Origin of the sequence: Bradyrhizobium sp. STM 3562, assembly GCF_045571435.1 — a bacterium.
Classification (GTDB): Bacteria; Pseudomonadota; Alphaproteobacteria; order Rhizobiales; family Xanthobacteraceae; genus Bradyrhizobium.
The window spans coordinates 3,247,075-3,271,317 of the sequence record NZ_CP120694.1 but is presented as its reverse complement, the minus strand read 5'-3'; the positions used below and the strand labels follow the sequence as shown (position 1 = coordinate 3,271,317).

Below are 24,243 nucleotides of genomic sequence, written 5' to 3'. Positions count from 1 at the left end.
CGGCGACCTTGGCATATTGGATACACAATTGCCCCGCAGCGCTCGCCTTCAGATAAGAGCGCGCTTGGGAGGGTATATGACCGATATAGTTCAGGGGACCGCGCCTGCGGCGGCGCGGGTCAGCGACACCTTTCGCTGGACGCAACTTGCGATCGGCGTCGCCGCAATGGTGATGATTGCGAATTATCAGTATGGCTGGACGTTCTTCGTTCCGGACATCCAGAAGACATTCAGTTGGGATCGCGCATCGATCCAGTGGGCGTTCACCCTCTTCGTGCTGTTCGAGACCTGGCTCGTGCCGGTCGAGGGCTGGTTTGTCGATAAATACGGACCGCGGATCGTGGTATTCGTCGGCGGCGTGCTTTGCGCGATCGGCTGGATCATCAACGCGCACGCAACATCGCTCAACGGCTACTATCTCGGCATGATCATCGCCGGCATCGGCGCTGGCGGCGTCTACGGCACCTGCGTCGGCAACGCGCTGAAATGGTTTCCCGACAAGCGCGGGCTGGCCGCCGGAATTACGGCCGCAGGTTTTGGCGCGGGATCGGCCCTCACCGTTGCGCCGATCCAGGCGATGATCAAGGATTCAGGCTTCCAGACCACGTTTCTCTACTTCGGGCTCGGACAAGGCATCGTCATTGTCATCCTGTCCTTCTTCCTGCTTGCGCCGAAGACGGGACAGGTGCCGATCGCCGTGCAAAGCGCCAACCTGGTGCAGAGTCGTCGCAATTATGCGCCGACGGAAGTGATCCGGCACCCGATCTTCTGGTTGATGTATGTCATGTTCGTCATCGTCGGCGCTGGTGGGTTGATGGTGACGGCGAACCTCAAGCCGATCGGTGTTGATTGGAAGGTCGATGCCGTTCCCGTCACGCTCGTCGGCATGACCATGACGGCCGTGACTTTCGCGGCGACGATCGATCGCATTCTCAACGGTCTGACACGGCCGTTCTTCGGCTGGGTCTCCGACGTGATCGGTCGCGAGAACACGATGTTCATTGCGTTCGGCCTCGAAGCCGTCGGCATCTGGGCGCTCTACGTGCTCGGGCATGACCCGGTGTGGTTCGTGATTCTGTCGGGCCTGGTGTTCTTTGCCTGGGGCGAGATCTATTCCCTCTTCCCCTCGACCTGCACCGACACCTTCGGCCCGAAATTCGCGACCACCAATGCGGGCCTGCTGTACACGGCCAAGGGAACGGCGGCGCTGCTGGTGCCGTTCGCCAACTACATGCAGCAGTCGTCCGGACACTGGGACACGGTTTTCATCATTGCCGCCGGCGCCAACATTCTGGCTTCGGTCCTGGCGATCGCCGTGCTCAAGCCGTGGCGCAAGGCGGTGGTCGCGCAGGCCAACGCCTAATAGACCTTCGGATCAGCGCACCGCGCGCTCGGCCCTTGCTGGCCGGGCGCTTTTTTTGCGACGCTGCGATTGCAAGCCGCTCGCTGGCCGCCCCCTTGCGGCTTTGGCCCTACAGCATTGGGAACGCTTGAAGAATTTGAGAAACGTGAGCCAGCAGCGCCCCTCGGCTCCTTCGAACCGCCCGCAAGAATGCTGCAACGCATCACAAGATGGGCCTTGCCTACTGGAATATAATATACCACGATCGCGCTTTAGCGCTTGCGACGATAAGCCACAAGTTCCGCGGCACTCAGTCGCAACTGAAAAAAACGCGCATTGGGAGGAAACATGGCTTACAGCACGAACGCTTCAGCTCCGCCTTCCGGCGGCTTCCGTTGGCTTCAATTGATCATCGGCGTCGTGTGCATGGCGATGATCGCCAACCTGCAGTACGGCTGGACGTTCTTCGTCAGCCCGATGGCGAAAGCGCATGCCTGGGACGTCGCGAGCATCCAGGTCGCATTCAGCATCTTCGTCGCACTCGAGACCTGGCTGACGCCGCTCGAAGGATGGATCGTCGACTCGCTCGGCCAGCGCGGCCCCAGATTGATGGTCGCAGCCGGCGGTATCTTCGTCGCGCTCGGCTGGCTCATCAACGCCAAGGCGACGTCGCTGGAGATGCTCTATCTCGGCGCGGTTGTGTCGGGCATCGGTGCGGGCGGCATCTATGCCACGTGCGTCGGCAACGCCGTGAAATGGTTCCCTGACCGCCGCGGCCTGGCCGTCGGCTGCACCGCTGCCGGTTTCGGTGCGGGTGCCGCCGTCACCGTCATCCCCATCCAGATCATGATCGCCTCGATCGGCTACGCCGATACGTTCTTCTGGTTCGCGCTGGGTCAGGGCGGGGTCATTTTCGTGTTGGCCTGGTTCCTCCGCCCGCCGCTGCCGGGTGAAGTCCCGCCTGCATCGGCCGTCAAAGTATTGCAATCCAAGACCAGCAGCACCCCGGGCCAGATGCTGGCTTCCCCAATGTTCTGGCTGCTCTATTTGATGTTTGTCCTGGTGTCCGCGAGCGGCCTCATGGTGGCAGCCCAGCTCGCGATCATCGCCAAGGACTACGGCGTGTCGCAGACGGTGCTCCTGTTCGGTGCGACCACGCTGACCGTCGCAGGCATCATCGACAATGTGGCGAACGGCAGCGCCCGCCCCTTCTTCGGTTGGGTGTCGGACCAGATCGGCCGCGAATACACGATGGCCATCGCCTTCACCTTGGGCGGGCTGGCTTACTGGCTGCTCGGAACGGCAGGCACGACGCCATGGACTTTCGTGATCTGCGCGGCGATTGTCTTCTTCACATGGGGTGAGATCTTCAGCCTGTTCCCTTCGACCTGCACCGACATGTTCGGCCCGAAATACGCCACCACCAACACCAGCCTGTTGTACACCGCCAAAGGACTTTCGGCCTTTGTCGTCCCCTTGGCAAACGTGCTGAAGACATATTCGGGCAGTTGGCATTCCGTGTTCGCCGTCGCTGCGATCATGAATTTCATCGTGGTCGCACTCGCCTTGTTCGTGGTGCGACCGCTGCGGCTCAATGCGTCGGAAAAGAAGAATCCAGTGGTGCAAGCGGCGGAGTAAGCGCCCGGCTCGATGGTCGCCAGCAGCATGCCAGGCCGAGGCGTACTTTGGGTGCGCCTCGTTTGCCTCTACAAGGCGCGATCAAAGCGGGCCACGAACTGCACGTTCGAGGAAAGCCTCGAGCGCCGCGATGCATTCCCGGTCGCGATAAAGCCGATGCTTGCTGCCGGCGATCTGTGAGGACAGCGCTGCGCGCCTTGACCGGTCCTGTCCCAGGCGGACGGCAATCGCAACATAATCGTCCACGTTTCGGGCGATGGTTTCGCGAATGCCCATCATCTTGAGCATCGCCGCGCTGTGGCGACCGCGCATCAAGTCGCCTTCGAAGGTGACGATGGGCAGATCGTGCGCGAGACTCTCGAGAATCGAGTTGCAGCCGGACCAGCCGATACTGTCCAACACGACGTCGCATTGACCGATAGCCGCCGCAAAACGCTCGGGCGCTAGTCTCGGCAGGAACACGCAGTGATCGCTCGCGTGAAGCCCCAGCGGCGCAAACGCGCGATCCAGCCTTTGCTGGAACATTCGGGTGACAGCCTCGCCCGCGACAGACTCGATGAAGGTGAACTGGCATCCGGAAACCTCGCGCGCGATGCGCCCAAACACAGCATCGAATTGCGGCAAATATTTCGGGAGCGATTGGCAGCACCAATAGACCACCGCATCGGGACGCAACCCAAATTGCGCACGATCGACTTCGAGCAACGCAACGTCAGGGGGCTCACAGTAGATCGACAGATTCGGCAAGCGCACCAGATGTTCTGAATAATGGTCGGCTGCGTGGGCCGGCTCCATCAGATCGCTGCTGATGAAATAGTCCATGCTCGGAAAACCCGAGGTGACTGGATGTCCCCAGGAGCAGCATTGCACCGGCGCCAGCCGCTGCGCGGCGAGCTGCGCCGAAACCTTGTCCATGCCGATCTCCGGATACAGCAAGACGTGGGGCGCGTCGTCCATAAGAGTTCGCCGCCAGGCGTCGAGTGACAGCGGCCCCTGGACAAAGCGGCTGCATAGCGCCGCTGCCACCTCGGTTTCGGTGTCCCGCTCCGACGAGGTGTGATAGCCGAACAGTTGAAACCGATTGCGGTCGAGCATCTTCAACCAGCCCTTGATCGGAATCTTCCAATTGGAGTGCTGTCTGAAGAAACCGCTGACGATCCCGATCCGGATCGGCTCATCCGGTGCCGGCGCCTTGGCCATCGGCGGCACTGGGTATCTGGCCGCCATGACCTTGCACACAAGCTGACCATAGATGGACTGAAGTTCGCGATCGTTGCGCCCCTGATAAGGCAGATAAAAGGGCTGGTGCGATCCGAGTTGGTCGGCCAGCCCCGCCGGGAATCCCGCCCTCTCCACATCCGCGGCAAGATGTGCAAGGCGACTGGCGTAGGCCGAACGCCGCTCGTCGATCTCGGCCGAAGAGTCGTAAGACACCGGAAGCTCAGCCATGCACAAGGCCAGTTCCACCTCGAGCACCGCTGGCTGAAGCGCGAATGCGCGCGCAAAATGCTCCCGCGCCTCCGCAATTCGCCCCTCGGTACGCAGGGCCAGGCCGCAATTGTAATGCGCCATAACTAGATTGGGATCGAGCCGCAACGCCGCTTCGTATTGCTCAATCGCGGGCTGCAGCCGCCCCAAGGCGCGCAGCACGTTGCCGAGATTGTTGTGCGCGCCAGCGCTGTCCGGGCGCAATGTAAGCGCGCGCTCGGCGTAGCCCAGGGCCTCCAGGGGACGACCCTCGGCCTGCAATAGCCGAGCAAGCTGGACGCAGGCCTCGAAGAAACGCGGATGCAACGTGACCGCCTGCCGATAATGATGCTCCGCACGGCTCGTCTGCCCCATCATTTCTAGGATGGCGGCCAACTCGAAATGTGCCCCCGCAGATCCCGGCGCAGTTTCCACAAGGCGCTCGAAATGCTTCACGGCCGCATCGAGACGCCCGAGCGATCGGAGCGTGCGCGCCAGGTTGCCGCGAGCCTCGGCGTAAGCGGGATTGAGAGCGAGCGCCCTTTCGAAGCAAGGCATTGCTTCCGGCAATCGACCATTGGCGGCGAGCACGACGCCTCTGTCGTTGTGTGCCTCCGCGAAATCGGGTGCCAGCGTCACCGCGCGAGCGAGATGCGCCGGAGCGTCATCTCGGTGAAGTTGATGCGACACGACCCCCAACAAGTGCCAGGCCCGTGCATTATCCGGATCGATATCGCAAGCCTGCCGGCAAAGGCGCTCGGCATCAACCAGACGCCCCGACCGATGATGGGCTATCGCAGCCACCAATACCTGTTCGGAACGGCTGCCAGCGTTCATGGCAACGCTCAGACGCAACATCTCTGCGATGCGGTCACTCGCATGGACGAGAGCGTCCAAGACCGAGATCGACCTCGCAGGGACTCCCGTAAACCCAGACGGGCTGATCACATGGCAAAGCACGCGTCGACTGATAGTTCGTCATGCAAGCGATATTCAACGCCGGGTGCAGGACAAGCCGGGGCCCGTAATACGGTCCTGGCGTCGCGGGCGGGCCGCCGTAGCCAACGACATAAGGGCCGCGATGTTTTCTGAGCTTGTGGGCATTGGCGACTCCGGTCGACGCGCAACCAAATGCGAGAGCGGTGATCAGCGCGATGGTTGTCCGTATCCACATGACGCGAATTCCCCGTTGACGATGTCGCTGCGCGCAATTTGGGTAGCCTACACCACCGCTGGCGCGCATCAAACCTTAGAATGCACTTGAGCAGCGTGCGCGACCGAGACCGATGGCATCGGGGTCAATGTTCAGCTTTGGTCTTCAATCGAGAAGCTGATAGGTTGTTGGCCATTGCACCACGCGCTCCACATCCGTGCATACGCCGCTTCAATGTTTCTGGTCATTCTGGGCAGATCGAACAACGGCGACATATCGCGATTCCTCTGCAGTCTGGCGCGAAGTTCCGACAGAAGGTCCGGATCGGTTGCCAGTGCAAGCGCCTTCCGCTCGTAGGCTTCGCGTGACGTCGTTATCAAATCCGGCAGGCCGACCGCGGCGAGCAGGCTGCCTGCCACCCGACCGGCGAATGTCTTTCCGGCACACGTCAGCACAGGGAGCCCCGCCCAAAGGGCGTCGCTCGCAGTCGTATGCGCGTTGCAAGGCAAAGTATCCAGGAACAGGTCGGCATTGCGGTGGCGCGCGAGATGCGCCGCCGGCGACACGATCGGCGCGAACACCAGCCGATCGGGGTCGACACCGCGCCTCTCGGCTTCGAGGCGGAGGTTGCGTTTGACCAAACGATGTGTCTCGAGGAGCCAAAGCACGCTGCCTGGCACCGCTTTGAGCAGACGCATCCAGATATCGAAGAAGCTAGGTGTGATCTTGTAGGCGTTGTTGAAGCTGCAAAACACGAAGCCCTTGGCGGGCAGCCCACACTCCTGCCGGGAAGCCGCATTCAGCGCGATTTCACGCTTGCGGTCATTTACCTGATAGCAGCCTGGAAGATAGACGACCTTCTCCGAAAAGAACTCTTGTTGATCAACGGGCACGACAAATTCGTCGGCAATGATGTAATCGATGAACGAGGCCCCGGTCGTGGCGGGATACCCAAGATAGCTCACCTGGATGGCCGCGGGACGATAAGCTGCAATCTGCGGCCGCGCATGATGCGTATACCCCTTGAGGTCGATCAGAATTCCAATTCGGTCTGAACGGACGCGCTCGGCCGCCTCGCGATGGGACAGATGCCTGATATCAACGAAGCAATCGAATGTGCGCTCAAGCCGTGCTCGCATCGCACTGTCATCATGCTCACCGTAGGAGTACGCGATCACCTCGAATCGGTCGCGATCGTGATGTTCAAACAGTTCGGCCATCAGATGGGCCGTGGCGTGCTGGTGAAAATCCGAAGACAAGTAGCCAATGCGGATGCGCGTGCCGTTCGCCACCTCGCGGTGAGAGAAAGCATCTCGATCCGGCGGCACAATCGGCTGCAGCCAGTGTCTCGCACAGGCCAGTTGATCGGCTGCGGATGCCGGGGTCGATAGCAGATAAAACGGCGGCACGCGGGCTCCCCGTTCCAGCATGTCAGTGATCCTGCGCGAGGCGCCCTCGTAATCTTCCCAGTCGCAGGCGCGCCAACGGTGATAGACGAGTTGGCCGAACGCATCGTCGTAATCAGGTCGGAGCCGCCAAGCGTTCCGATAGGCCGCAATGGCCTGCTCGAGATCGCCGAGTTCTCGCCAGGCATTGCCCGCATTATAGAGCGCTTCAGGAAAATCGGGCTTGAGCGCGAACGCCTGATGCAGCGCGTCCAGCGCTTCGCGCGGGCGTCCATCGGCCATCAACGCCGCGGCAAGGTTGTTGAGCACGTCGGCCTGGCTGCCGATCGATTCGAGCAATCGCCGGTAAAGGGCGACAGCCTCGGGTGCGCGACCGGTCTCCTGAAGCACGATGCCGCTTCTGTTGACGGCATCGATATAATCCGGCCGCAGCTTGATGGCCTGGCCATAGGCAGCCAGTGCTTCGCCAAGCCGTTTTTGCGATTGCAAAGCCAGGCCACGATTATAGTGTGCCTCGGCGAAATCCGGGGCGAGTGCGATCGCCTTGTCGAAGGCCACGATCGCCTCGTCGAGGCGACCTTGGTCCTGCAGGACGGCTCCCAAATTATTGTGCAGCAGGGGAATATCAGCTCCAGACTGAATCACCTCGCGGTACGCGGCCTCGGCGGCCGCGAGTTCGCCGCTCTCATGCAAGACCACACCGAGATTGAAGCTCGCCTCCCCGTAAGTCGGCCGCAGCGCAAGCGCCTTATGATAGGCGGCGATCGCCTCGGATCGCCTGCCCTGTCTTTGCAACACGACGCCAATATTGTTGAACGCCTCTGGATACCCTGCCCGGATTGCGATGGCGTTGCCATAGGATGCGATCGCGTCCGCAAGGGCGCCCTGTTGCTTGAATGCGTTGCCCAGCGCGAAATGAGCTTCAGCATAGGCCGGCCTCAGCTCGATGGCACGACGATGCGCAACGATCGCTTCCGTTGTTCGTCCCTGCTGCAACAGCACCAGCCCGAGATTGTTGAAGCTCAAGGCATCGTCAGGGCGCAGCGAAGTCGCGCGCCGAAGCAGTTGTTCTGCCTCCGCAAGATCGCCCTGCTGGGCAGCAATGATCGCGAGATTGCCATAGGCAGCCGCGTTATCGGGATCAATCTCCAACAGCAACGCGTATTGACGCTTGGCGTCCGCGATCGAACCCCTCCGTTGTGCTGCCAGGGCCTTTTCCAGGAGCTGTTGCTGTTCCAGTCGTTCCACGGCGTCGTCCCGTTCCCAAAGGCACGGCCCCTCAATAGGGCTGACGGTAATTGGTGTATTGGATATCGAAGGACGTCGCTCCATAGAGCTTCACATAGATAACGGGACCGTCGAGTTTGACCTCCTCAATCGATCGCGGGGCTTTGAACAGCGTCGCATCTTTCTCGTGTCCCGCGGCGTATATAAGCGCCTGACCGGTCGGTGGGCTGAGCGTGACGATCATGGTCACGGCGGTCGCCGATTCAGGGATATATTTCGACACGTCGACCTTGATGGGAACGGGCTCGACGGGAGCCTCTGGCGGCTGCTCGGTTTGCGCGAGCTGCACGATGGCCGGCGGCGGTTGCATATCCATCGCATGGTCCCCTGTAGCCTTTGCAACTCTATCAAATTGATCTGTGCGAGGGTCCGGAAAAATCGGTCTGCCCAGCCGATTTGAGGATATGAGCGTTCTGGAGGTCTCACAGCCAATCGTGCCCAATCACTCAATCGAAAAAGGGGACTCGTCTACGAGTCCCCTTCATCTTATTCGTCAATGCTCTAGAAGTTGAACGTCATGCCTGTCGTCGCAGCCTTAATCGTGGCACCGCCGATGACGTCGTTGGCCGCATCACGGCCGCAGACCTGATAACCGTGGCCGCTTGCGCCGAGGCAGTAATGAGCACCCGGCCCCTGCGTGAGCTCCGTCGCGACGATGTACCAGCTCGCCCAATCGTTGAAGTAATAGCGCGCGCCGATCGTATACTGGTTTGCGGAATCGTCGAACAGGTTTGCCTGCAGCGTCGCCGCCGGCGCAAGCACCGGATCGTTGACGCTCAACATTGCGGGGTTACCCGGCGTTCTGAAGGCGTGAGCATAGGCCGCACTTACGGACCACTGCTTGCCTATGAATTGCGTCACGCTTGCATAGACGCCATCGCGCGACCGTTCATTGAACGGTTGCTCAATTGGTGTCACTTCGCGCCGGATCCACTCATAATACGTGTAGAATTGAAGATCACCGATGCCGTCGTTGAAGCGATAGCCACCGCCGATCTTTGCTGCCCATTCGTTGTGGATCCCGGTGAAGACCTGAGAGCCGTCGGCGAGGAAGACGGGAGCAATCAGGCCCGGTTGGAGCCCGTCGTCGCCGTGCCGGTTGACGCCCTCGTGGAGTTCGTACGCGGCCATCGCGGTAAAAGGACCGTTCTTATAGTTCAGCGCAGCGCTATAGGCGTTGCCATACGAACCATCGGTGCACCCGTTGCCGCCGATATTACCCGGAACGGCTCCGCCCGTGCCTGGAAAGTTGCTCCCGCTTCCGCGCGTCGACGCGCCGTTGCACTGGAAATAGTCGCCATAGGCGTAGTCGCTATTGTCCCGGGCATAGTTCTGGCCCGGCGAGATCAGTGCGCTGAACTGGAGGCCATTCCAGATTGGAGATTCGTACCAGATCGCGTGATTCATGCGCCAATCGAACTCGGCGCGGTTATCGCCGCCCGTATTCCCCATGATCGAATTGTAGTCGCCAAGCGTTCGGGAGAACGGATCCCAGGCATTGGTGGCTCGCTTGTAGGGTGTGTCGCTCTTACCGGCCTTAACCGCGCCCCACGGCCCCTCTACGCCGAGATAACTGTCGCGCGTGCCGAATGCCGCCCGCTCGTTCGGCGCTGCGGCGAAATCCACCTGGGATTCCAACTGCGCCACGACCGCCATGCCGTCCCAGCCATAGGGCGCCAGATTGTGCCTCACCCGCACGCCGAAGCTGGAGATGTTGCTCGCGACGCCCCACTTCGTGCCTTGATCGAACACGGAATTATTGAAGACGTCGGCGGACAGATCGATCGATCCGTACAAGGTAACGGTCGTGTTATCGATCAGCGGCGCCAACGGACCGGCCTTAACCGGAATGCCGCCAATCCTCGGAGCCGGAGGCGGCACTGGGGCCGGCGACGTTGCGACGGCGGCGTGAACCACCGGATTGCTTTTTGCTTTGTCCGTAGCCGCAGCAGCGGCCGGCGGCGCCGGCTTTGCCGTGGACAAGGCGCGCACCTTGGCTCGCAACTCGGCATTTTCTTTTTCGATTTTATCGAGGCGTGCCATCACGTCGTCGAGTGTCGCAGAGCGCGCCGCCCCGCCGAATGAGAGCAAACAAAGCGCAGCACAGGCCGTACCGGATAGAAACTTTCCTTTCATAGCGTGTCCCCACCTGTTTTGTCGGATTCAACTCCGAGGCGAGGAAGCCTAAGGTATACCAAATACCAAAGGGAAGGCGCTCAGCGTGAATAAATGAAATTTCGGTAACCTGTCGTAAAAATGCTACAAAATGTCGCATCGTATTGCAGCAAAATTGCTGCGCTGCACGGTATTCGGTAATGAAGTTCCCTTAGCACCAGCAATGCTCGTGACGAATTTCAGCAATCTTAGATTGCAGCAATCTCACTCGTGCCAGAGCTTTTCGCCACGCCGGATACGTTCGGAGATTTCCGCCTGGAAAGCCGGCGGGCCAAACGCGAACCATTCGCCCTGCATCTGATAAAGCAGCGGCCGTTTGTGCACCGAACTAAACTCTCTCAACCAGTCTAACGCCTTCCTTTTCGGGCGCTCGCCAACTGGCACGACCACGTCAACCGGCAATCCGCGCCAGGTGAAATTCGCGGCCAGCATGATCATGTCGGAGCGGTCTGGGCGCATCCAGTCGGGCAATGGGCTCGAGCCGACGAGCCATCCGCAAACGAACTCGCGACAAGGATTGGATGGGCGCTCCTGGTAAATCGAGCATCCGTGGGCGGCACGGAACGGGCACGGGCTTCCCGGGCGAACCCGGTGGCCCCGCACCTCGATCTGCAGCCAGCCGTCACAGCAGGCCGTGCAGTCGCCGCAACTTCTTGTCGCACTTGATTCCATGGGCGGTCTGGATTGACCCTGTTGGCAAAGTCCTTTGGCAGCTTAGCGCGACGGTGGCCTTGCGGAGCGCGGGCCGCCAGGCTTTTTTGGAAGTTCCTGCTCGTGTGCGATTGACAGTTGGCATAATGTATACCAGAATTAGGTTACTAGCGAGTTGACCACCGCCACAGGAGGTTGCAATGCAAGTCGGAGACGTCCTGCGTAAGAAAACCGCCCGCGTCGTCACCATCAGAATGAACGAGACTGTCGGCGTTGCGGCGCGCCTCATGCGCGCCAACAACATCAGCGCGCTCGTGGTCAAAGATGTCGTCCGCTCCGAAGGCAACACCGCGGTCGGCATGTTCACCGAACGCGATGTGGTGCGCGCGATCGCCGAGCACGGCGCCGCCGGTGTCAATGTGCAGGTGTCCCAGCTCATCTCGGTACAGAAGCTGGTCGCCTGCAGCTCCAACGACACGCTGGATGAGGTCCGCCACCTGATGAATGTCAATCACATCCGGCATCTGCCGGTGATCGACAATTTTGCGCTCGCGGGCGTGATCAGCATGCGCGATATCGCATCGGCCGTCGATGAGATGACGACAAGCGAGCCGCGCGCGGCCTGAAGGCCGCCCTGCTCCGCTTCGAGGCCCGCTTGGCGTCAGCCGAGGCCGTGACCAATGTCCCGACGTCGGACTCGGTTCCGCCGTTGTTTGCGCGCCGCGCCAGGATCGCAAGCCTCCACGACGGAATTGTTCGTCGTGCGGAAACGAAGGCGGTTGGCGTTGCATGACCTGACTGCCTGAGCCGCTCCCTTGGCCGTGGACTTTTGCCTGTCCCGACGCCATCCTGCGCGCCGAAAATGCGAAGGGAGCGCAGGGCAAGACATGCTGAAAACACGGTTCACGGAGCTCGCCGGCGTTGAGCACCCGATCGTCCAAGGCGGCATGCAATGGGTCGGCCGCGCCGAACTGGTCGCGGCCGTCGCCAATGCCGGCGCGCTCGGCTTCATCACCGCGCTGACCCAGCCGACTCCGGAGGATCTTGCCAGGGAAATCGCACGCTGCCGCGAGATGACCGACAAGCCATTCGGCGTCAATCTGACCATCCTGCCCACGATTAAGCCGCCGCCCTATGCGGAATACCGCGCGGCCATCATCGAAAGCGGCATCAGGATCGTCGAGACCGCCGGCAACAAGCCGCAGGAGCATGTCGACGAATTCAAGAGGCACGGCATCAAGGTGCTGCACAAATGCACCAGCGTCCGCCACGCGCTCTCCGCGGAACGCATGGGCGCGGACGCGATCTCCATCGACGCCTTCGAATGCGCCGGCCACCCTGGCGAGGACGACACGCCCGGCTTGATCCTGATTCCCGCCGCCGCCGACAAGGTGAAGATACCGCTGATCGCATCCGGCGGCTTTGCCGATGCCCGCGGGCTGGTCGCGGCGCTTGCGCTGGGCGCGGAGGGCATCAACATGGGCACGCGCTTCATGTGCACCAAGGAGAGCCCGATCCATCAGCTCATCAAGGAGCGGATCGTTACCAATGACGAGCGCGAGACCGAGCTGATCTTCCGCACCATGCGCAATACCTCGCGCGTCGCCAGGAATGCCGTCTCGACCAAGGTCGTGGCGATGGAGAAGGAAGGCGCAAGCTTCGAACAGGTGCGTGAGCTCGTGGCCGGCGCACGCGGCAAGATGGTCTATACGACCGGCGATGCGGACGAAGGCATCTGGTCCGCCGGCCAGGCGCAGGGCCTGATCCACGATATTCCAAGCTGCGCCGAACTCGTCTCCCGCATCGTGCGGGAAGCGGAAACCATCATCCGCAGCCGGTTGGAAGGCATGATGTCGCCGGCGCAGCGCGAAGTCGCGGCATAACGGCGATATCGAAGATCCGAAGCGAGAGTTGATCCCATGAAGGCCTATGTCTACGGCGCAGGCGGCGCCGCCATCGCCGACATTGCGAAGCCCGCACCGAAAGGCACGCAGGTGCTGGTGAAGGTGCACGCCTGCAGCCTCAATCGCGCCGATCTCGGCATGGCCAAGGGCCACGCCCATGGCAGCGCCGGCGGCGCCGGCACGGTGCTCGGCATGGAATGGGCCGGCGAAGTCGCCGCGCTCGGCCCGGAGGCGAAGGGCGTCAAGGTCGGCGACCGGATCATGGGTTCGGGCAGCGCGGCCTTTGCCGAATATACGCTTGCCGATCACGGCAGGCTGTTCCGCACGCCCTCGAACATGAACTTCGAGGAGGCGGCCACCCTCCCCGTCGCGCTCGCCACCATGCATAATGCCGTCGTCACCGTCGGCGGATTGCAGGCCGGACAATCCGTGCTGATCCAGGGCGCGAGCTCCGGCGTTGGATTGATGGCCATGCAGATCGCCAAGCTCAAGGGCGCCAGCCTCGTGGTGGGGTCCTCGACCGACGCCACGCGCCGCGGGCGACTGAAGGAGTTTGGCGCCGATCTTGCGATCGATTCCGCCGACCCCGGCTGGGTCGATCAGGTGCTCAAGGCGACGAACGGCGAAGGCGTTGACCTGATCGTCGACCAGGTCTCGGGCAAGGTCGCAAACCAAAATCTGGCCGCGACTCGGATCAAGGGCCGCATCGTCAATGTCGGCCGGCTCGGCGGCACGCATGCGGATTTCAACTTCGACCTGCATGCGGCGCGGCGCATCAACTATATCGGCGTCACGTTCCGCACCCGCACCGTCGAGGAAATCCGCGAGATCTTCGACGCGATCAAGAAGGACATCTGGGCTGCGGTGGAAGGCCGCAAGCTCCAACTGCCGATCGACAAGGTGTTCAACTTCGGCGACATCGGCGCGGCCTTCGCGCATATGGAGGCCAACAAGCATCTCGGCAAGATCGTCGTGACGCTTTGACAGCGCGGTTTCAAATCGGAACAATTTGCAACAAGCGAAGCTGTGAGCAGGCGCCGCGCGGCGCCTGATCCGCGCTTTCATGTCGCAAGACGGGCTGCTAAACCCGCACGCCATGAGCGAGGCCAATCTCCCATCAAAATCCCGCGTCGCGGCGATCTCGGTATTTGCCAGCGCCGCCATGGCGACGGCGAAGCTCGCGGTCGGGATCATCATCGGTTCGCTCGCGCTGATCTCGGAAGCCCTCCACTCTTCGGTCGATGTCGTTGCCACCATCATCACCTGGATGGTGGTACGCGTGTCCGACCGTCCCGCGGATGCGGAACATCACTACGGCCACGGCAAGCTCGAGAGCATCTCGGCGCTCGGCGTGATCGCCCTGCTCTACGTGCTGGCCGGCGGCATCCTGGTCGAGGCCTATAGCCGTCTGCATGAAGGCGCGCCGCCGCCGACGATTTCATTGATTCCCTTCCTCGTGCTGCTGGTCGATATCGCGGTCAACCTCTGGCGCGCGCGGGCGCTGCATCGTGCGGCACACGAAACCCAGAGCCAGGCGCTGGCCGCCGATGCGCTGCATTTTGCCTCCGACGTCGCGGGATCGGTCGCCGTCATTATCGGGCTTGCGCTTTCCGCATTCGGCGTCGGCTGGGGCGACGCCGCGGCGGCCATCGCGGTCGCGGTGATGATCTCGGCGCTCGGCTTGCGGCTGGCGCGCTCCACGGTGGAAACGCTGGTCGATCGCGCGCCGGAGGGCGTTGCGGAACGCGCCACGGCGGCGATCAGGATGGTGCCGGGCGTGGTCGACGTCGAGCGCCTGCGCGCGCGCATGGTCGGCGCGACCCATTTCATCGATGCGGTCGTGCAAGTGCCGCGCACGTTGCCGATCGACCGCGTCGAGGAGATCAAGCAGAGATCGCAGGCCGGAGTCGCCAAGGCACTGGGCGACGCCGATCTGACCTTCACCGCCGTCCCCGTCGCGCTGAGCAATGAAAGCGTGCGCGAACGCATCATGGTGATCGCGCGCAATTCGGGCCTGGCCATCCACCACGTCACCGTGCACGACCTCGGCGACAAGCTGATTGTCAGCATCGATCTCGAGGTCGACGCCGAGATGCCGCTGGTCGAGGCGCACGCGATCGCCAACCGGCTCGAGCGCAACATCCGCGAGGAATTCGGCGAGGATGTCGAGGTCGACACCCACATCGAACCCCTGGAGCCGGAATTGCCTTTCGGCAGCGACGCCGCGCCCGAGCGGGTGGAGGCAATCGCGCAGGCGCTGTCGCGCTTTGCCGCGGATACCGCGATCAGCGACATTCATAACGTCCGCGTGCGCGACACCGCGGCCGGCGAAATCGTCAACTTCCATTGCAGAGCTGCGCCCTCGATGAGCGTGATCAAGGTTCACGAGAATGTGGATGCGATCGAGCGCGCACTGCGCCGCGCTTTTCCCAGCGTGAAGCGTGTCATCAGTCACGCCGAGCCGCCTCACGTCTGACGCTTGTCGCACAGCGTTCCCGTTTCGGACTCATGCGGACTGCAAATTCGCCTGCGCGATTCTTCATTGGACAAGATTTATTTGCTTTAAGGAATCGTTGACTCTCGACAGTCCGCAAAAACTGGATTCAAATCATCATGATTCGGGAGGTGCTGGGGACCTTCCGGACTGGTGCAAGAAATACTTCCGTGGGGGTCTAGGGCATGGCGCGCGCGCACGCGGCGGATGCGTGCGTCCAATCCGATTCGATCAAGGGATTGGCGCAGTCGATCGCGAAACCAGCCTACCACCGGCTCCTGATTGCGGAGCCGACGCTCCGCCGCGCTGTGCCGACCCTCATCATCGCCTTTCTGATCACGATCTGCCTCGGCGCCTTCGTGCAGGTGCTCGATCAGAACCGGCAAAAGCGTGCGGCCACCAAGCGCGATCTCGCCGCGCTCGCCGACCTGCTGGCCGAGCGGATCGACCGCCTCGCCTCGCCGCGCATGCAGCGGCTCGGCAACATCGCGCATCTGCAGGACATCCTGCCCGACCTGATCCCGCTCTGGGGCGTTGCTCCGGGACGGCATTTCATCGTCAGCAGTGCCGACCATCGCGTTCTCGCACGGCTGCCGATCGACGCCTCGCTCGGCGAAGCCGACCGCCTGCTCGACGTCATCAGCACCGCGCAGCTCTTGACGGCGCCCGGCCGGCAGGACGATGCCAGCGACATGGTGCTGCCCAATGGCGGCGGCGCGCTGGCGGTCTCCCGCCTGATCAAATCGCTGCCCGGGCAGATCATGGTCATTCAGGAGAAGAACGAGCCCATCTGGGGCTCGGACGCGGCGCTGTCGGTGACGCTCTCCGCCACCACGGGATTCGTGGTGCTGATCCTCGGCTTTGCCTTCCACTGGCAATCGACCCGCGCCCGCGAGGGCGACCTCATCAACGATGCAGTGCGCGGGCGCATCGATACCGCGCTCAACCGCGGCCGCTGCGGCCTGTGGGACTGGGACCTGTCGCGCGGCCGCATCTTCTGGTCGCAATCGATGTTCACCATGCTCGGGCTGGACAGCCGCAGCGATCTCCTGACCTTCGGCGAGGTCAACGCGTTGGTGAAATCCGACGACATCAACCTGTTCGCGATCGCCGAACAGCTCATCTCCGGCGAGATCAACCACATCGACCAGAGCTTCCGCATGCAGCACACCGGCGGACACTGGATCTGGCTGCGTGTGCGCTGCGAGCTCATCCATGGCGACGACAGCCTGCACCTGATCGGCATCGCGGTCGACATCACCGAACAGAAGAGTCTTGCGGAAAAAACCGTCGAGGCGGATCTGCGGCTGCGCGACGCGATCGAGACCATCCCCGAGGCCTTCGTGCTGTGGGATGCGAGCGATCGCCTGGTGCTCTGCAACTCGCATTTCCAGCGGCTGCATAAGCTTCCGGATTCCGCCGTGATCCCCGGAACGTCCTATGAGACCATCATCGAGGTCGGCAGCATGCCGGAGGTCCGCACGCGCCAGCATGATGTCGTCAGCTCGACCCCGGGCGCGCGCACCTTCGAGGCCCAACTCGAGGACGGGAGCTGGCTGCACATCAGTGAGCGCCGCACCAAGGATGGCGGCTATGTCTCCGTTGGCACCGACATCACCCGCATCAAGGCGCACGAGCAGAAGCTGGTCGAGAACGACCTGCGCCTGCGCGCCACCGTCAATGATCTCAAGCGCTCGCAGGCCGAGCTCGAGCGCCAGGCCATCGAGCTCGCCGATCTCGCCGAAAAATATGCGCGCGAAAAGAACCGCGCGGAGGAAGCCAACCAGACCAAGTCGAAATTCCTGGCCAATATGAGCCACGAGCTGCGCACGCCGCTCAACGCCATCATCGGCTTCTCCGAGATCATGGGCAGCGGCATGTTCGGCGATCTCGGCTCGGAGAAATACCGCGAATATTGCCACGACATCCTGACCAGCGGTCAGTACCTGCTGGACGTGATCAACGACATCCTCGATATGTCGAAGATCGAGGCGGGACGGATGAGGCTCGATCTGGAAACGCTCGATCTGTCCAAGACGCTCGCTGAATCGCTGCGGGTGGTCTCGGGTCGCGCGCAGGACAAGGATCTGGTGATCGACGCGGATATTCAGGGCTCCATTCCCGTGGTCGCGGACCGCCGGGCGACCAAGCAGATCGTGGTCAACCTGCTGTCCAATGCGGTGAAGTTCACGCCCGAAGGCGGCCGCGTGGTGGTGCGCAGCCACGTCATGACCGATCGGATCGTGCTGCTGATCGGCGACACCGGCATCGGCATCGCGCCGCAATCGCTGGCGCGGCTCGGCCGCCCCTTCGAGCAGGTCGAAAGTCAGCTCACCAAGACCTACCACGGCTCGGGGCTTGGGCTTGCGATCGCTCGCTCGCTCGCCCATCTGCACGGCGGCTCGATGAAGCTGCGCTCCAAGCTCGGCGCCGGCACCGTGGTCCGCGTGATCCTGCCGCGCGATGCGCGCAAGGCGAACGCGAGGATGCAAGTGGCGGCTTGAGGCCAAAACCCAGATCGCGATGACGGTCACCCCGATGTCGTCCTGGCGAACGCCAGGACCCATACCGCGGAATCCCTCAATGTGGCACCTTTGGCTGACGACCTTCGCAACAACACCGCGCTGGGGTTATGGGTCCCGGCTCTGCGCTTCCGCCTTGGCTCTTCGAGCTACGGCGGACATGTCGCTTGGCCAGGGCGACGTGGCGATTCAAATGTGACTTCACGTTCTCGCGGCGCAACTTGCGCCCGAGTTTTGCATCAACCTTGTCCCTCATTAGGTACAGAGGGCGCAGGGAAGACCAGGTGCCCGCTTGCACCCACGGCCGCCGCGCAAAAAAACTTGCGCGAGGCGCGCGAAGACCACAGGTACAGGCGGCATCACACCGGCCTTCCCTGCGCAGTGGTTTACGACTTACTTCGCGCTCTCCTCGGTGAGCCAGACTTTATTGTCACCGTCGCCTGCGCGATGCGCAAAGCGCATCTTCGCGAAACTTAGCGCCAGCCTTGGGGCGCCAGGACCACACGACTTCGCCGTCCGCTTCCGTATCGTTCGTCTTCGACACATCCGCGTCCACCGCATTCCGCTCCACGTTCGTGACGATCGGCCGTAACGCCCCTCATGCCGAAGCGGGATGCGCATGAATAATCACGATTTCTGAAAAAACGAAAGCGAAATATTTTTGACTGCTCGACTGGACAGGCCTGATCAGCTTGAATCGGCTCGCGAAATTGGATTTTGCGCGCACGCGATTTTGGCGGCGCTGAGCCGTCCCCAACGCGCCAACCGGTTGTCTATCAGCGCGAAAAGATCATAGGTTGGTCGCGCTACAAGCGGTGATGCTCCCGGCATCAGCGCGGACCATGGCGACGGGCGTGAAAAGGTGACAACCCATCCGTTGAAGCACGTGACCCTGGCGCTGCAGGGCGGTGGAGCCCACGGCGCCTTTGTCTGGGGCGTGATCGACCGAATGCTCGAGGACGGCAGGCTGAGGATCGAGGCGATCAGCGCCACGAGCGCGGGCGCCATGAACGCCGTGGTTCTTGCGTCCGGCATGGTCGCCGGCGGCCCCACGGCGGCCCGACAGAACCTCGAAATCTTTTGGGCCGAAGTCTCACATATGGATTTGATGTTCGACCTTTTCTCGCGTTGGAATCAGTGGATTCAAGCGTTCAGGCTGCCGCCTGAATACCATCCATTCCATGCGCTGATTCATTTTTTGACTCACACGCTTCCGCCGACGCTGCTCAATCCATTCAATGTCAATCCGCTCAGGGATCTGCTTTTGAGAGTGGTGGATTTTGAACAGCTCAATCACTCGCCGCAGGCGCCGAAGCTTTTCCTCAATGCCACCAATATCCGCACCGGCAAAATCAAGGTCTTCGAGACACCCGCTATCACCGTTGACGCAGTGCTCGCCTCCGCTTGCCTTCCTCCCTATTTCCAGGCCGTCGAAGTCGACGGCGAGCACTACTGGGACGGTGGCTACCTTGGAAACCCCGCGATCTTCCCGCTGATCTACTATAAGGGCGCGAAAGACGTCATCATTGTGCAGGTGACGGCGATCACGCGAGACGAATTGCCGGCGAGCGCGGCGGACGTCCTGCATCGGATCAACGAGATCAGCTTCAACTCGTCATTGATGCGAGAGATGCGCGCCATCGCTTTTGCCACGAGGCTGATCGACAGCGGCGAGTTGGACGCAAACAGGCACAGACGCATGTTCATGCACTGGATCGGCAACGACTATCTGATGTCGCAGCTTGGCACGGCAACGCAATTTCATCCCGAATGGAAGCTGCTGTGCAGACTGCGGGATGCGGGACGGGAGACCGCAAGCAAGTGGCTCGATCAAAATTTCGAACACATCGGGTCTCGCTCGACGCTCGATCTCGAAAAAATGTTTCTCTAGGGCGTCGCCGAGCCGAGCGAATCGGAGGGCGCGCGCTCCGCCGTCATTGCGAGCGAAGCGAAGCAATCCAGACTGTAGCCGCGGATACAGTCTGGATTGCTTAGTCGCTTTCGCTCCTCGCAATGACGGGCCTGGTTGAAGACACCCACTACCTGGTGCGCTAGCCCTGCGGATCGCTCAGCTCTTCAATATAGCGCTAGCCGCGCCGAAGACGGCGGCGAGGATGCCGCCGGTCCCGGTCTTCCGTCCATGCCGCGGTCTGCTACTTTGACGCCTGCGGCTTGCTTCTCGGATCATCCGCGGGGTTGACGTAGGTGATCGCGAACGGCCCCTGACCGTGGACCTGCACGATCGTCGGACTGCTCGCCCAGGCGTAGTGGTTCATCTGGGCAGGCGCCTCCGCATAGCCGCCGGCAGTGAGCAGCATGCTCTTCTCTTCATCGAGCGCATCGCCCATTCCGAGGTGGAAATCGCCGGAAATGACGGTGACCATTTCCGTGGTCGGATGATTGTGGGCTTGGATCCTGTATCCGGCAGGCATTTTCAACCTGATCACATAGAGCCCATCCTTTGACGGATCGCCGGACAGCACGGCGATCTGGGCACCCTCTGGCACGAAATTCGGTGCCGGTGCCCATTCGATCTGAGAGGCGTTGACCGGCATCTTCATGTCATCGGCGAAAGCACCGGTTGCGCCGACGAGGAGCAATACCGCGGTAACCGTTCCTGTTTGCATGATCGGCCTCCATTGCACGCGCCCATTATCTGTCGATCACGCGGGGCTGCGGGTTCAGAAGTATTCGCGATGCGGGAGCGCCCTACCCCAATGCCGACGGCCGGCGTCCTCAAGGCCAATAGCCGGCTGCGCTGCATTATCATTCGCGTGCAATCAGCCGAACGCCACAATAGAATGTTGCTACTGGCTCCAAACTCCGCGGTGGGTATCTCGCGACCGGCGGTGAGTCATGCAACCGATTGCCGACTGGCTGGAAAAGCTCGGCATGTCCGAATACGCCGAGCGCTTCGAAGCCAACCGCATTGATGTCACTGTTCTCCCGGACCTGACCGACCAGGATCTCGAGAAGCTCGGGGTCCTGCTTGGAGATCGTCGAAAGATGCTCCGCGCCATCCGCCAGCTTGTGCACCCCGTTCCCGCTTCAGCTCCAGATCCCGACCCTGCCGAGAAGACGCGCGACGAGGCGGAACGCCGTCAGCTCACGGTCATGTTCTGCGACCTTGTCGGCTCGACTGCACTTTCGGCACAACTCGATCCAGAGGACCTGCGTGGAATCGTCCAGGCTTATCACCGCTGCTGCACGACGATTGTCGAGCGCAATGGCGGGTACGTCGCGAAGTACATGGGAGACGGCGTACTGGCGTATTTTGGATATCCGCAAGCCCACGAGCATGATGCGGAACGCGCGGTACACGCCGGCCTTGCTCTCGTCGAGGCCGTTCCAAACCTCAAGACCGCAATTGGCTCACCATTGCAGGTGCGGATCGGCATCGCGACAGGGCTCGTGGTCGTCGGCGATCTCATCGGCAAGGGTGCGGCTCAGGAGCAGGCCGTCGTGGGTGAGACACCCAATCTTGCCGCGCGCCTGCAGGCGATCGCCGATCAAGATGCCGTCGTCGTCGCCGAGACCACGCGAACACTTCTCGGCAATCTCTTCGAATTCCAGGATCTCGGTTCGAGAAAGCTCAAGGGCATTTCCGGACCGGTGCGCGCCTGGGCGGCATTGAGAGCGGGTACCACGGAAAGCCGATTTGACGCGCTACACACAACCGGCTTGACCCGCGTGGTTGGGCGCAAGGAAGAACTCGAATTGCTTCTGCGCCGGTGGTCCAGCGCCAAAATGGGCGAAGGGCAAGTCGTATTGCTCTCGGGCGAAGCCGGCATTGGAAAATCCCGGATTACGGTCGCGATCATGGAGCACGTCGCAACCGAACCGCACACGCGCTTGCGCTATTTCTGCTCGCCCCAGCACACCGACAGTGCGCTCTATCCCATTGCCCGGCACATGGAACGCGCCGCTGGGCTGCTGCACAACGACAAGCCGCAAGCGAAGCTCGACAAGCTCGATGCCCTTCTTCTGCAGACATCGACCTCTCCCCACGACGCGGCGCTCCTGGCAGGGATGCTGTCCCTTCCGAACGACGGACGATATCCGAGCATCGAGCTCACCCCCGAACAGCGCAAACAAAGGACGCTCGAAGCCTTAACGTCACAGCTCGTCCGATTGGCGTCCCGGAATCCAATTCTGATGATCTTCGAGGACGTGCATTGGATCGATCCGACGAGCCTTGAAGTGCTCGACCTGCTCGTAAAGCGAATAGAAAACCTTCACGCCCTGCTTCTCATCACCTTCCGTCCCGAGTTCAAGGCAGCTTGGGAAGGGCAGGCCCATGTCACAAGCATGACGCTCAATCGGCTTCCGTCACGCGACGCGGCGGCGATCATTGCGGGTCTGGTCGGGACAAAGGAGCTGCCGGCGGACGTGAGCGCCGAGATCGTGGACCGCACCGATGGCATTCCCTTGTTTGTCGAGGAGATGACGAAGGCGGTGCTGGAGGCCGAGAACGAAGGGGCGGCCCGACGAACCGCCTCGATGGTTGCGTCACATGGTCAAGCAATTCCGGCGAGCCTGCACGCCTCGTTGCTGGCGCGCCTTGATCGGCTTGGCCAGGCGAAGGAGGTGGCGCAGATCGGTGCGGCGGTCGGGCGGGAATTTTCGCATGCCGTGCTGGCAGCCGTCGCGCAAAGGCCCGAGGCCGAGCTGGCACTGGCCCTCGATCGTCTCGTCGGCGCCGGCTTGCTGTTTCGGCAGGGCCTGCCTCCGGACGCGCATTACCTGTTCAAGCATGCGCTCGTGCAGGATGTTGCCTACGACACCCTGCTCCGCGAAAGGCGACAGCAGCTCCATGCACGCATCGCAACCGTTCTTGACCAACAGTTCGATGTCGGCGACGGTCAGCCCGAGCTTCTGGCGCGGCACTATTCCCTCGCCGCAATGCCGCGAGAGGCCATCACCTGCTGGCAACGCGCAGGAGACCGCGCAACCAAGGGCTCGGCCAACAAGGAGGCGATCGCGCATTTTCGAAACGCGCTGCAGCTTCTGGAAACGCTCCCCGACAGGGCCAGCTACGCGGACCAGGAGTTGCAGCTCCTGATCGCTCTGGGGCCTGCATTGATGACGACGCGGTCGTCGGCGGCGCCTGAGATCGGCCAAGTGTATGCGAGAGCCCGGGAGCTGGCGAGTGCCGGGCAGCGGGTCCCAGATCTTTTCCCGACCGTGTGGGGGGCTTGGCTCGTCGCCTTTTCACGCGGCGAGTTTGCGACGGCCGCGCGCCTGGTGGACGAGCTATTCGGGATGGCCAACACCAGCGGAAATTCCGAGCTCGCCTTACAGGCGCATCACGCAGCCTGGCCGTCATTCATGGTGACAGGTCGCCTGGCAACGGCGCGTCACCATATCGAAAGAGGAGTTGGGCTCTATCGGCGCGAGGCACATGGCCGGCAAGCCCTGCAATATGGAGGCCATGATCCCGCTGTTTGCGCCTACGCATCGGACGCGATTATCGCAGCGACGATGGGATATCCGGATCAGGCCGTCGACGAAATGCAGAAAGGCCTGGCGCTCGCGCGCGATCTCGACCATCCGCCCACTCTTGCACAGGCGCTCTGGTTCGCAGCGGAGCTGCACCAGATTCGCCGGGAGCCAGCGAAGGTAGAGCACTACGTCGCCGAAGGCTTGCCGATGCTCGCGATGCACGGATCAGCCGTTGGCATAGCGAACGCGACCATGCTGCGCGCCTGGGCGCGTGTCATGCAGGGAGAGAGTGACGACGGCATCGCTCTGATGCAGGAAGGGCTGGCCAACTGGCGTAGAACAGGCTCCAGATTTCACGTTCCCTATCGGCTCGCACGCGCTGCGGAGGCGCATTTGATGGCCGGAAGGACCGAGGATGGATTGCGGCTCATCGATGAGGCGGACGTCGACAGCGGCGACGTCTGGTTCGCACCCGAACTGGATCGATTGAAGGGTGAGCTGCTCTGCAAAATCAGCGACGGTGATGAAGCGGAAAGCTGTCTGCGCCGAGCTCTTGAAGCAGCCCGTGCCCAGGAAGCTCGCCTTCTGGAGTTGCGAGCGGCAACGAGCCTCGCAAAGCTGCTCCAAGCCCGAGGCCGGCGCAGGGAGGCCGAGGGGATACTTGCGCCGATCTATTGCAAATTTGATGAGGGTCTCGACATCACTGATCTCAAGAGCGCCAAGCACTGGTTAGAGACGGCGAATTGAAACAGCCTTTCGTAT

General features: G+C 61.9%; 15 protein-coding genes. 9 read left to right on the top strand and 6 right to left on the bottom strand.

The window, feature by feature from the left end; genetic code table 11:
- Positions 1-76: 76 nt before the first annotated feature.
- Positions 77-1,363: an oxalate/formate MFS antiporter gene (gene oxlT / locus P6U23_RS14970; protein WP_407180485.1), complete on the top strand. Its 1,287-nt coding sequence runs from the start codon at positions 77-79 to the stop codon at positions 1,361-1,363.
- Between the two features lie 327 nt (positions 1,364-1,690).
- Positions 1,691-2,980 carry an oxalate/formate MFS antiporter gene (oxlT, locus tag P6U23_RS14965; RefSeq protein ID WP_407180484.1) on the top strand — a complete coding sequence of 430 codons (1,290 nt, stop codon included), beginning with the start codon at positions 1,691-1,693 and terminating at the stop codon, positions 2,978-2,980.
- A gap of 81 nt (positions 2,981-3,061) precedes the next feature.
- Here the strand turns inward: oxlT (P6U23_RS14965) and P6U23_RS14960 are convergent, their stop codons facing one another.
- From P6U23_RS14960 to P6U23_RS14940, 5 genes are all read right to left on the bottom strand, one after another.
- Positions 3,062-5,284, bottom strand: a complete 2,223-nt coding sequence (locus P6U23_RS14960) for a tetratricopeptide repeat protein (RefSeq protein WP_407180483.1) — start codon at positions 5,282-5,284, stop codon at positions 3,062-3,064.
- A 468-nt stretch (positions 5,285-5,752) separates the two neighbouring features.
- Entirely contained in the window at positions 5,753-8,338 is a 2,586-nt protein-coding gene (locus P6U23_RS14955; protein WP_407180482.1) for a tetratricopeptide repeat protein, read from the bottom strand.
- Entirely contained in the window at positions 8,286-8,609 is a 324-nt protein-coding gene (locus P6U23_RS14950) for a hypothetical protein (protein ID WP_407180481.1), read from the bottom strand. The genes P6U23_RS14955 and P6U23_RS14950 overlap by 53 nt, the downstream gene beginning before the upstream one ends.
- Before the next feature lie 185 nt (positions 8,610-8,794).
- Positions 8,795-10,123 carry a porin gene (locus P6U23_RS14945; protein ID WP_407180480.1) on the bottom strand — a complete coding sequence of 443 codons (1,329 nt, stop codon included), beginning with the start codon at positions 10,121-10,123 and terminating at the stop codon, positions 8,795-8,797.
- A 549-nt stretch (positions 10,124-10,672) separates the two neighbouring features.
- Positions 10,673-10,939, bottom strand: coding sequence for a hypothetical protein (locus tag P6U23_RS14940; protein WP_407180479.1), 267 nt, complete (start codon positions 10,937-10,939; stop codon positions 10,673-10,675).
- Positions 10,940-11,319: 380 nt separating this feature from the next.
- On the opposite strand from P6U23_RS14940, the gene P6U23_RS14935 reads away from it, so the two are divergent.
- The 6 genes from P6U23_RS14935 to P6U23_RS14910 all read left to right on the top strand — a co-directional run bounded on the left by P6U23_RS14935 (position 11,320) and on the right by P6U23_RS14910 (position 19,930).
- A complete protein-coding gene (locus P6U23_RS14935) occupies positions 11,320-11,745 on the top strand; it encodes a CBS domain-containing protein (RefSeq protein ID WP_407180478.1) in 426 nt (141 codons plus the stop codon).
- A gap of 261 nt (positions 11,746-12,006) precedes the next feature.
- Positions 12,007-13,002: an NAD(P)H-dependent flavin oxidoreductase gene (locus P6U23_RS14930; RefSeq protein WP_407180477.1), complete on the top strand. Its 996-nt coding sequence runs from the start codon at positions 12,007-12,009 to the stop codon at positions 13,000-13,002.
- 36 nt (positions 13,003-13,038) lie between these two features.
- On the top strand, positions 13,039-14,007 hold the full coding sequence (locus P6U23_RS14925) for a zinc-binding dehydrogenase (protein ID WP_407180476.1): 969 nt from the start codon (positions 13,039-13,041) through the stop codon (positions 14,005-14,007).
- A gap of 112 nt (positions 14,008-14,119) precedes the next feature.
- Entirely contained in the window at positions 14,120-15,499 is a 1,380-nt protein-coding gene (locus P6U23_RS14920; RefSeq protein WP_407181468.1) for a cation-efflux pump, read from the top strand.
- Between the two features lie 203 nt (positions 15,500-15,702).
- Positions 15,703-18,021 carry a PAS domain-containing sensor histidine kinase gene (locus tag P6U23_RS14915; protein WP_407180475.1) on the top strand — a complete coding sequence of 773 codons (2,319 nt, stop codon included), beginning with the start codon at positions 15,703-15,705 and terminating at the stop codon, positions 18,019-18,021.
- A gap of 880 nt (positions 18,022-18,901) precedes the next feature.
- Complete coding sequence (locus tag P6U23_RS14910) at positions 18,902-19,930, top strand: patatin-like phospholipase family protein (RefSeq protein WP_407180474.1); 1,029 nt, start codon at positions 18,902-18,904, stop codon at positions 19,928-19,930.
- Positions 19,931-20,192: 262 nt separating this feature from the next.
- On the opposite strand, the gene P6U23_RS14905 is transcribed toward P6U23_RS14910, so the two are convergent.
- The gene (locus P6U23_RS14905) at positions 20,193-20,666 is read right to left on the bottom strand and encodes a cupin domain-containing protein (protein ID WP_407180473.1); all 474 of its coding nucleotides are present in this window, start codon (positions 20,664-20,666) and stop codon (positions 20,193-20,195) included.
- A 229-nt stretch (positions 20,667-20,895) separates the two neighbouring features.
- On the opposite strand from P6U23_RS14905, the gene P6U23_RS14900 reads away from it, so the two are divergent.
- Entirely contained in the window at positions 20,896-24,228 is a 3,333-nt protein-coding gene (locus P6U23_RS14900; protein WP_407180472.1) for an adenylate/guanylate cyclase domain-containing protein, read from the top strand.
- Positions 24,229-24,243 lie beyond the last annotated feature (15 nt).

Bases quoted from the DNA above. Each gene is read 5' to 3' on its own strand.
- oxlT (WP_407180485.1), top strand. From the start codon at position 77: ATGACCGATATAGTTCAGGGGACCGCGCCTGCGGCGGCGCGGGTCAGC.
- oxlT (WP_407180484.1), top strand. From the start codon at position 1,691: ATGGCTTACAGCACGAACGCTTCAGCTCCGCCTTCCGGCGGCTTCCGT.
- P6U23_RS14960 (WP_407180483.1), bottom strand. From the start codon at position 5,284: ATGAACGCTGGCAGCCGTTCCGAACAGGTATTGGTGGCTGCGATAGCC.
- P6U23_RS14955 (WP_407180482.1), bottom strand. From the start codon at position 8,338: ATGGAGCGACGTCCTTCGATATCCAATACACCAATTACCGTCAGCCCT.
- P6U23_RS14950 (WP_407180481.1), bottom strand. From the start codon at position 8,609: ATGGATATGCAACCGCCGCCGGCCATCGTGCAGCTCGCGCAAACCGAG.
- P6U23_RS14935 (WP_407180478.1), top strand. From the start codon at position 11,320: ATGCAAGTCGGAGACGTCCTGCGTAAGAAAACCGCCCGCGTCGTCACC.
- P6U23_RS14930 (WP_407180477.1), top strand. From the start codon at position 12,007: ATGCTGAAAACACGGTTCACGGAGCTCGCCGGCGTTGAGCACCCGATC.
- P6U23_RS14925 (WP_407180476.1), top strand. From the start codon at position 13,039: ATGAAGGCCTATGTCTACGGCGCAGGCGGCGCCGCCATCGCCGACATT.
- P6U23_RS14920 (WP_407181468.1), top strand. From the start codon at position 14,120: ATGAGCGAGGCCAATCTCCCATCAAAATCCCGCGTCGCGGCGATCTCG.
- P6U23_RS14915 (WP_407180475.1), top strand. From the start codon at position 15,703: ATGGCGCGCGCGCACGCGGCGGATGCGTGCGTCCAATCCGATTCGATC.
- P6U23_RS14905 (WP_407180473.1), bottom strand. From the start codon at position 20,666: ATGCAAACAGGAACGGTTACCGCGGTATTGCTCCTCGTCGGCGCAACC.
- P6U23_RS14900 (WP_407180472.1), top strand. From the start codon at position 20,896: ATGCAACCGATTGCCGACTGGCTGGAAAAGCTCGGCATGTCCGAATAC.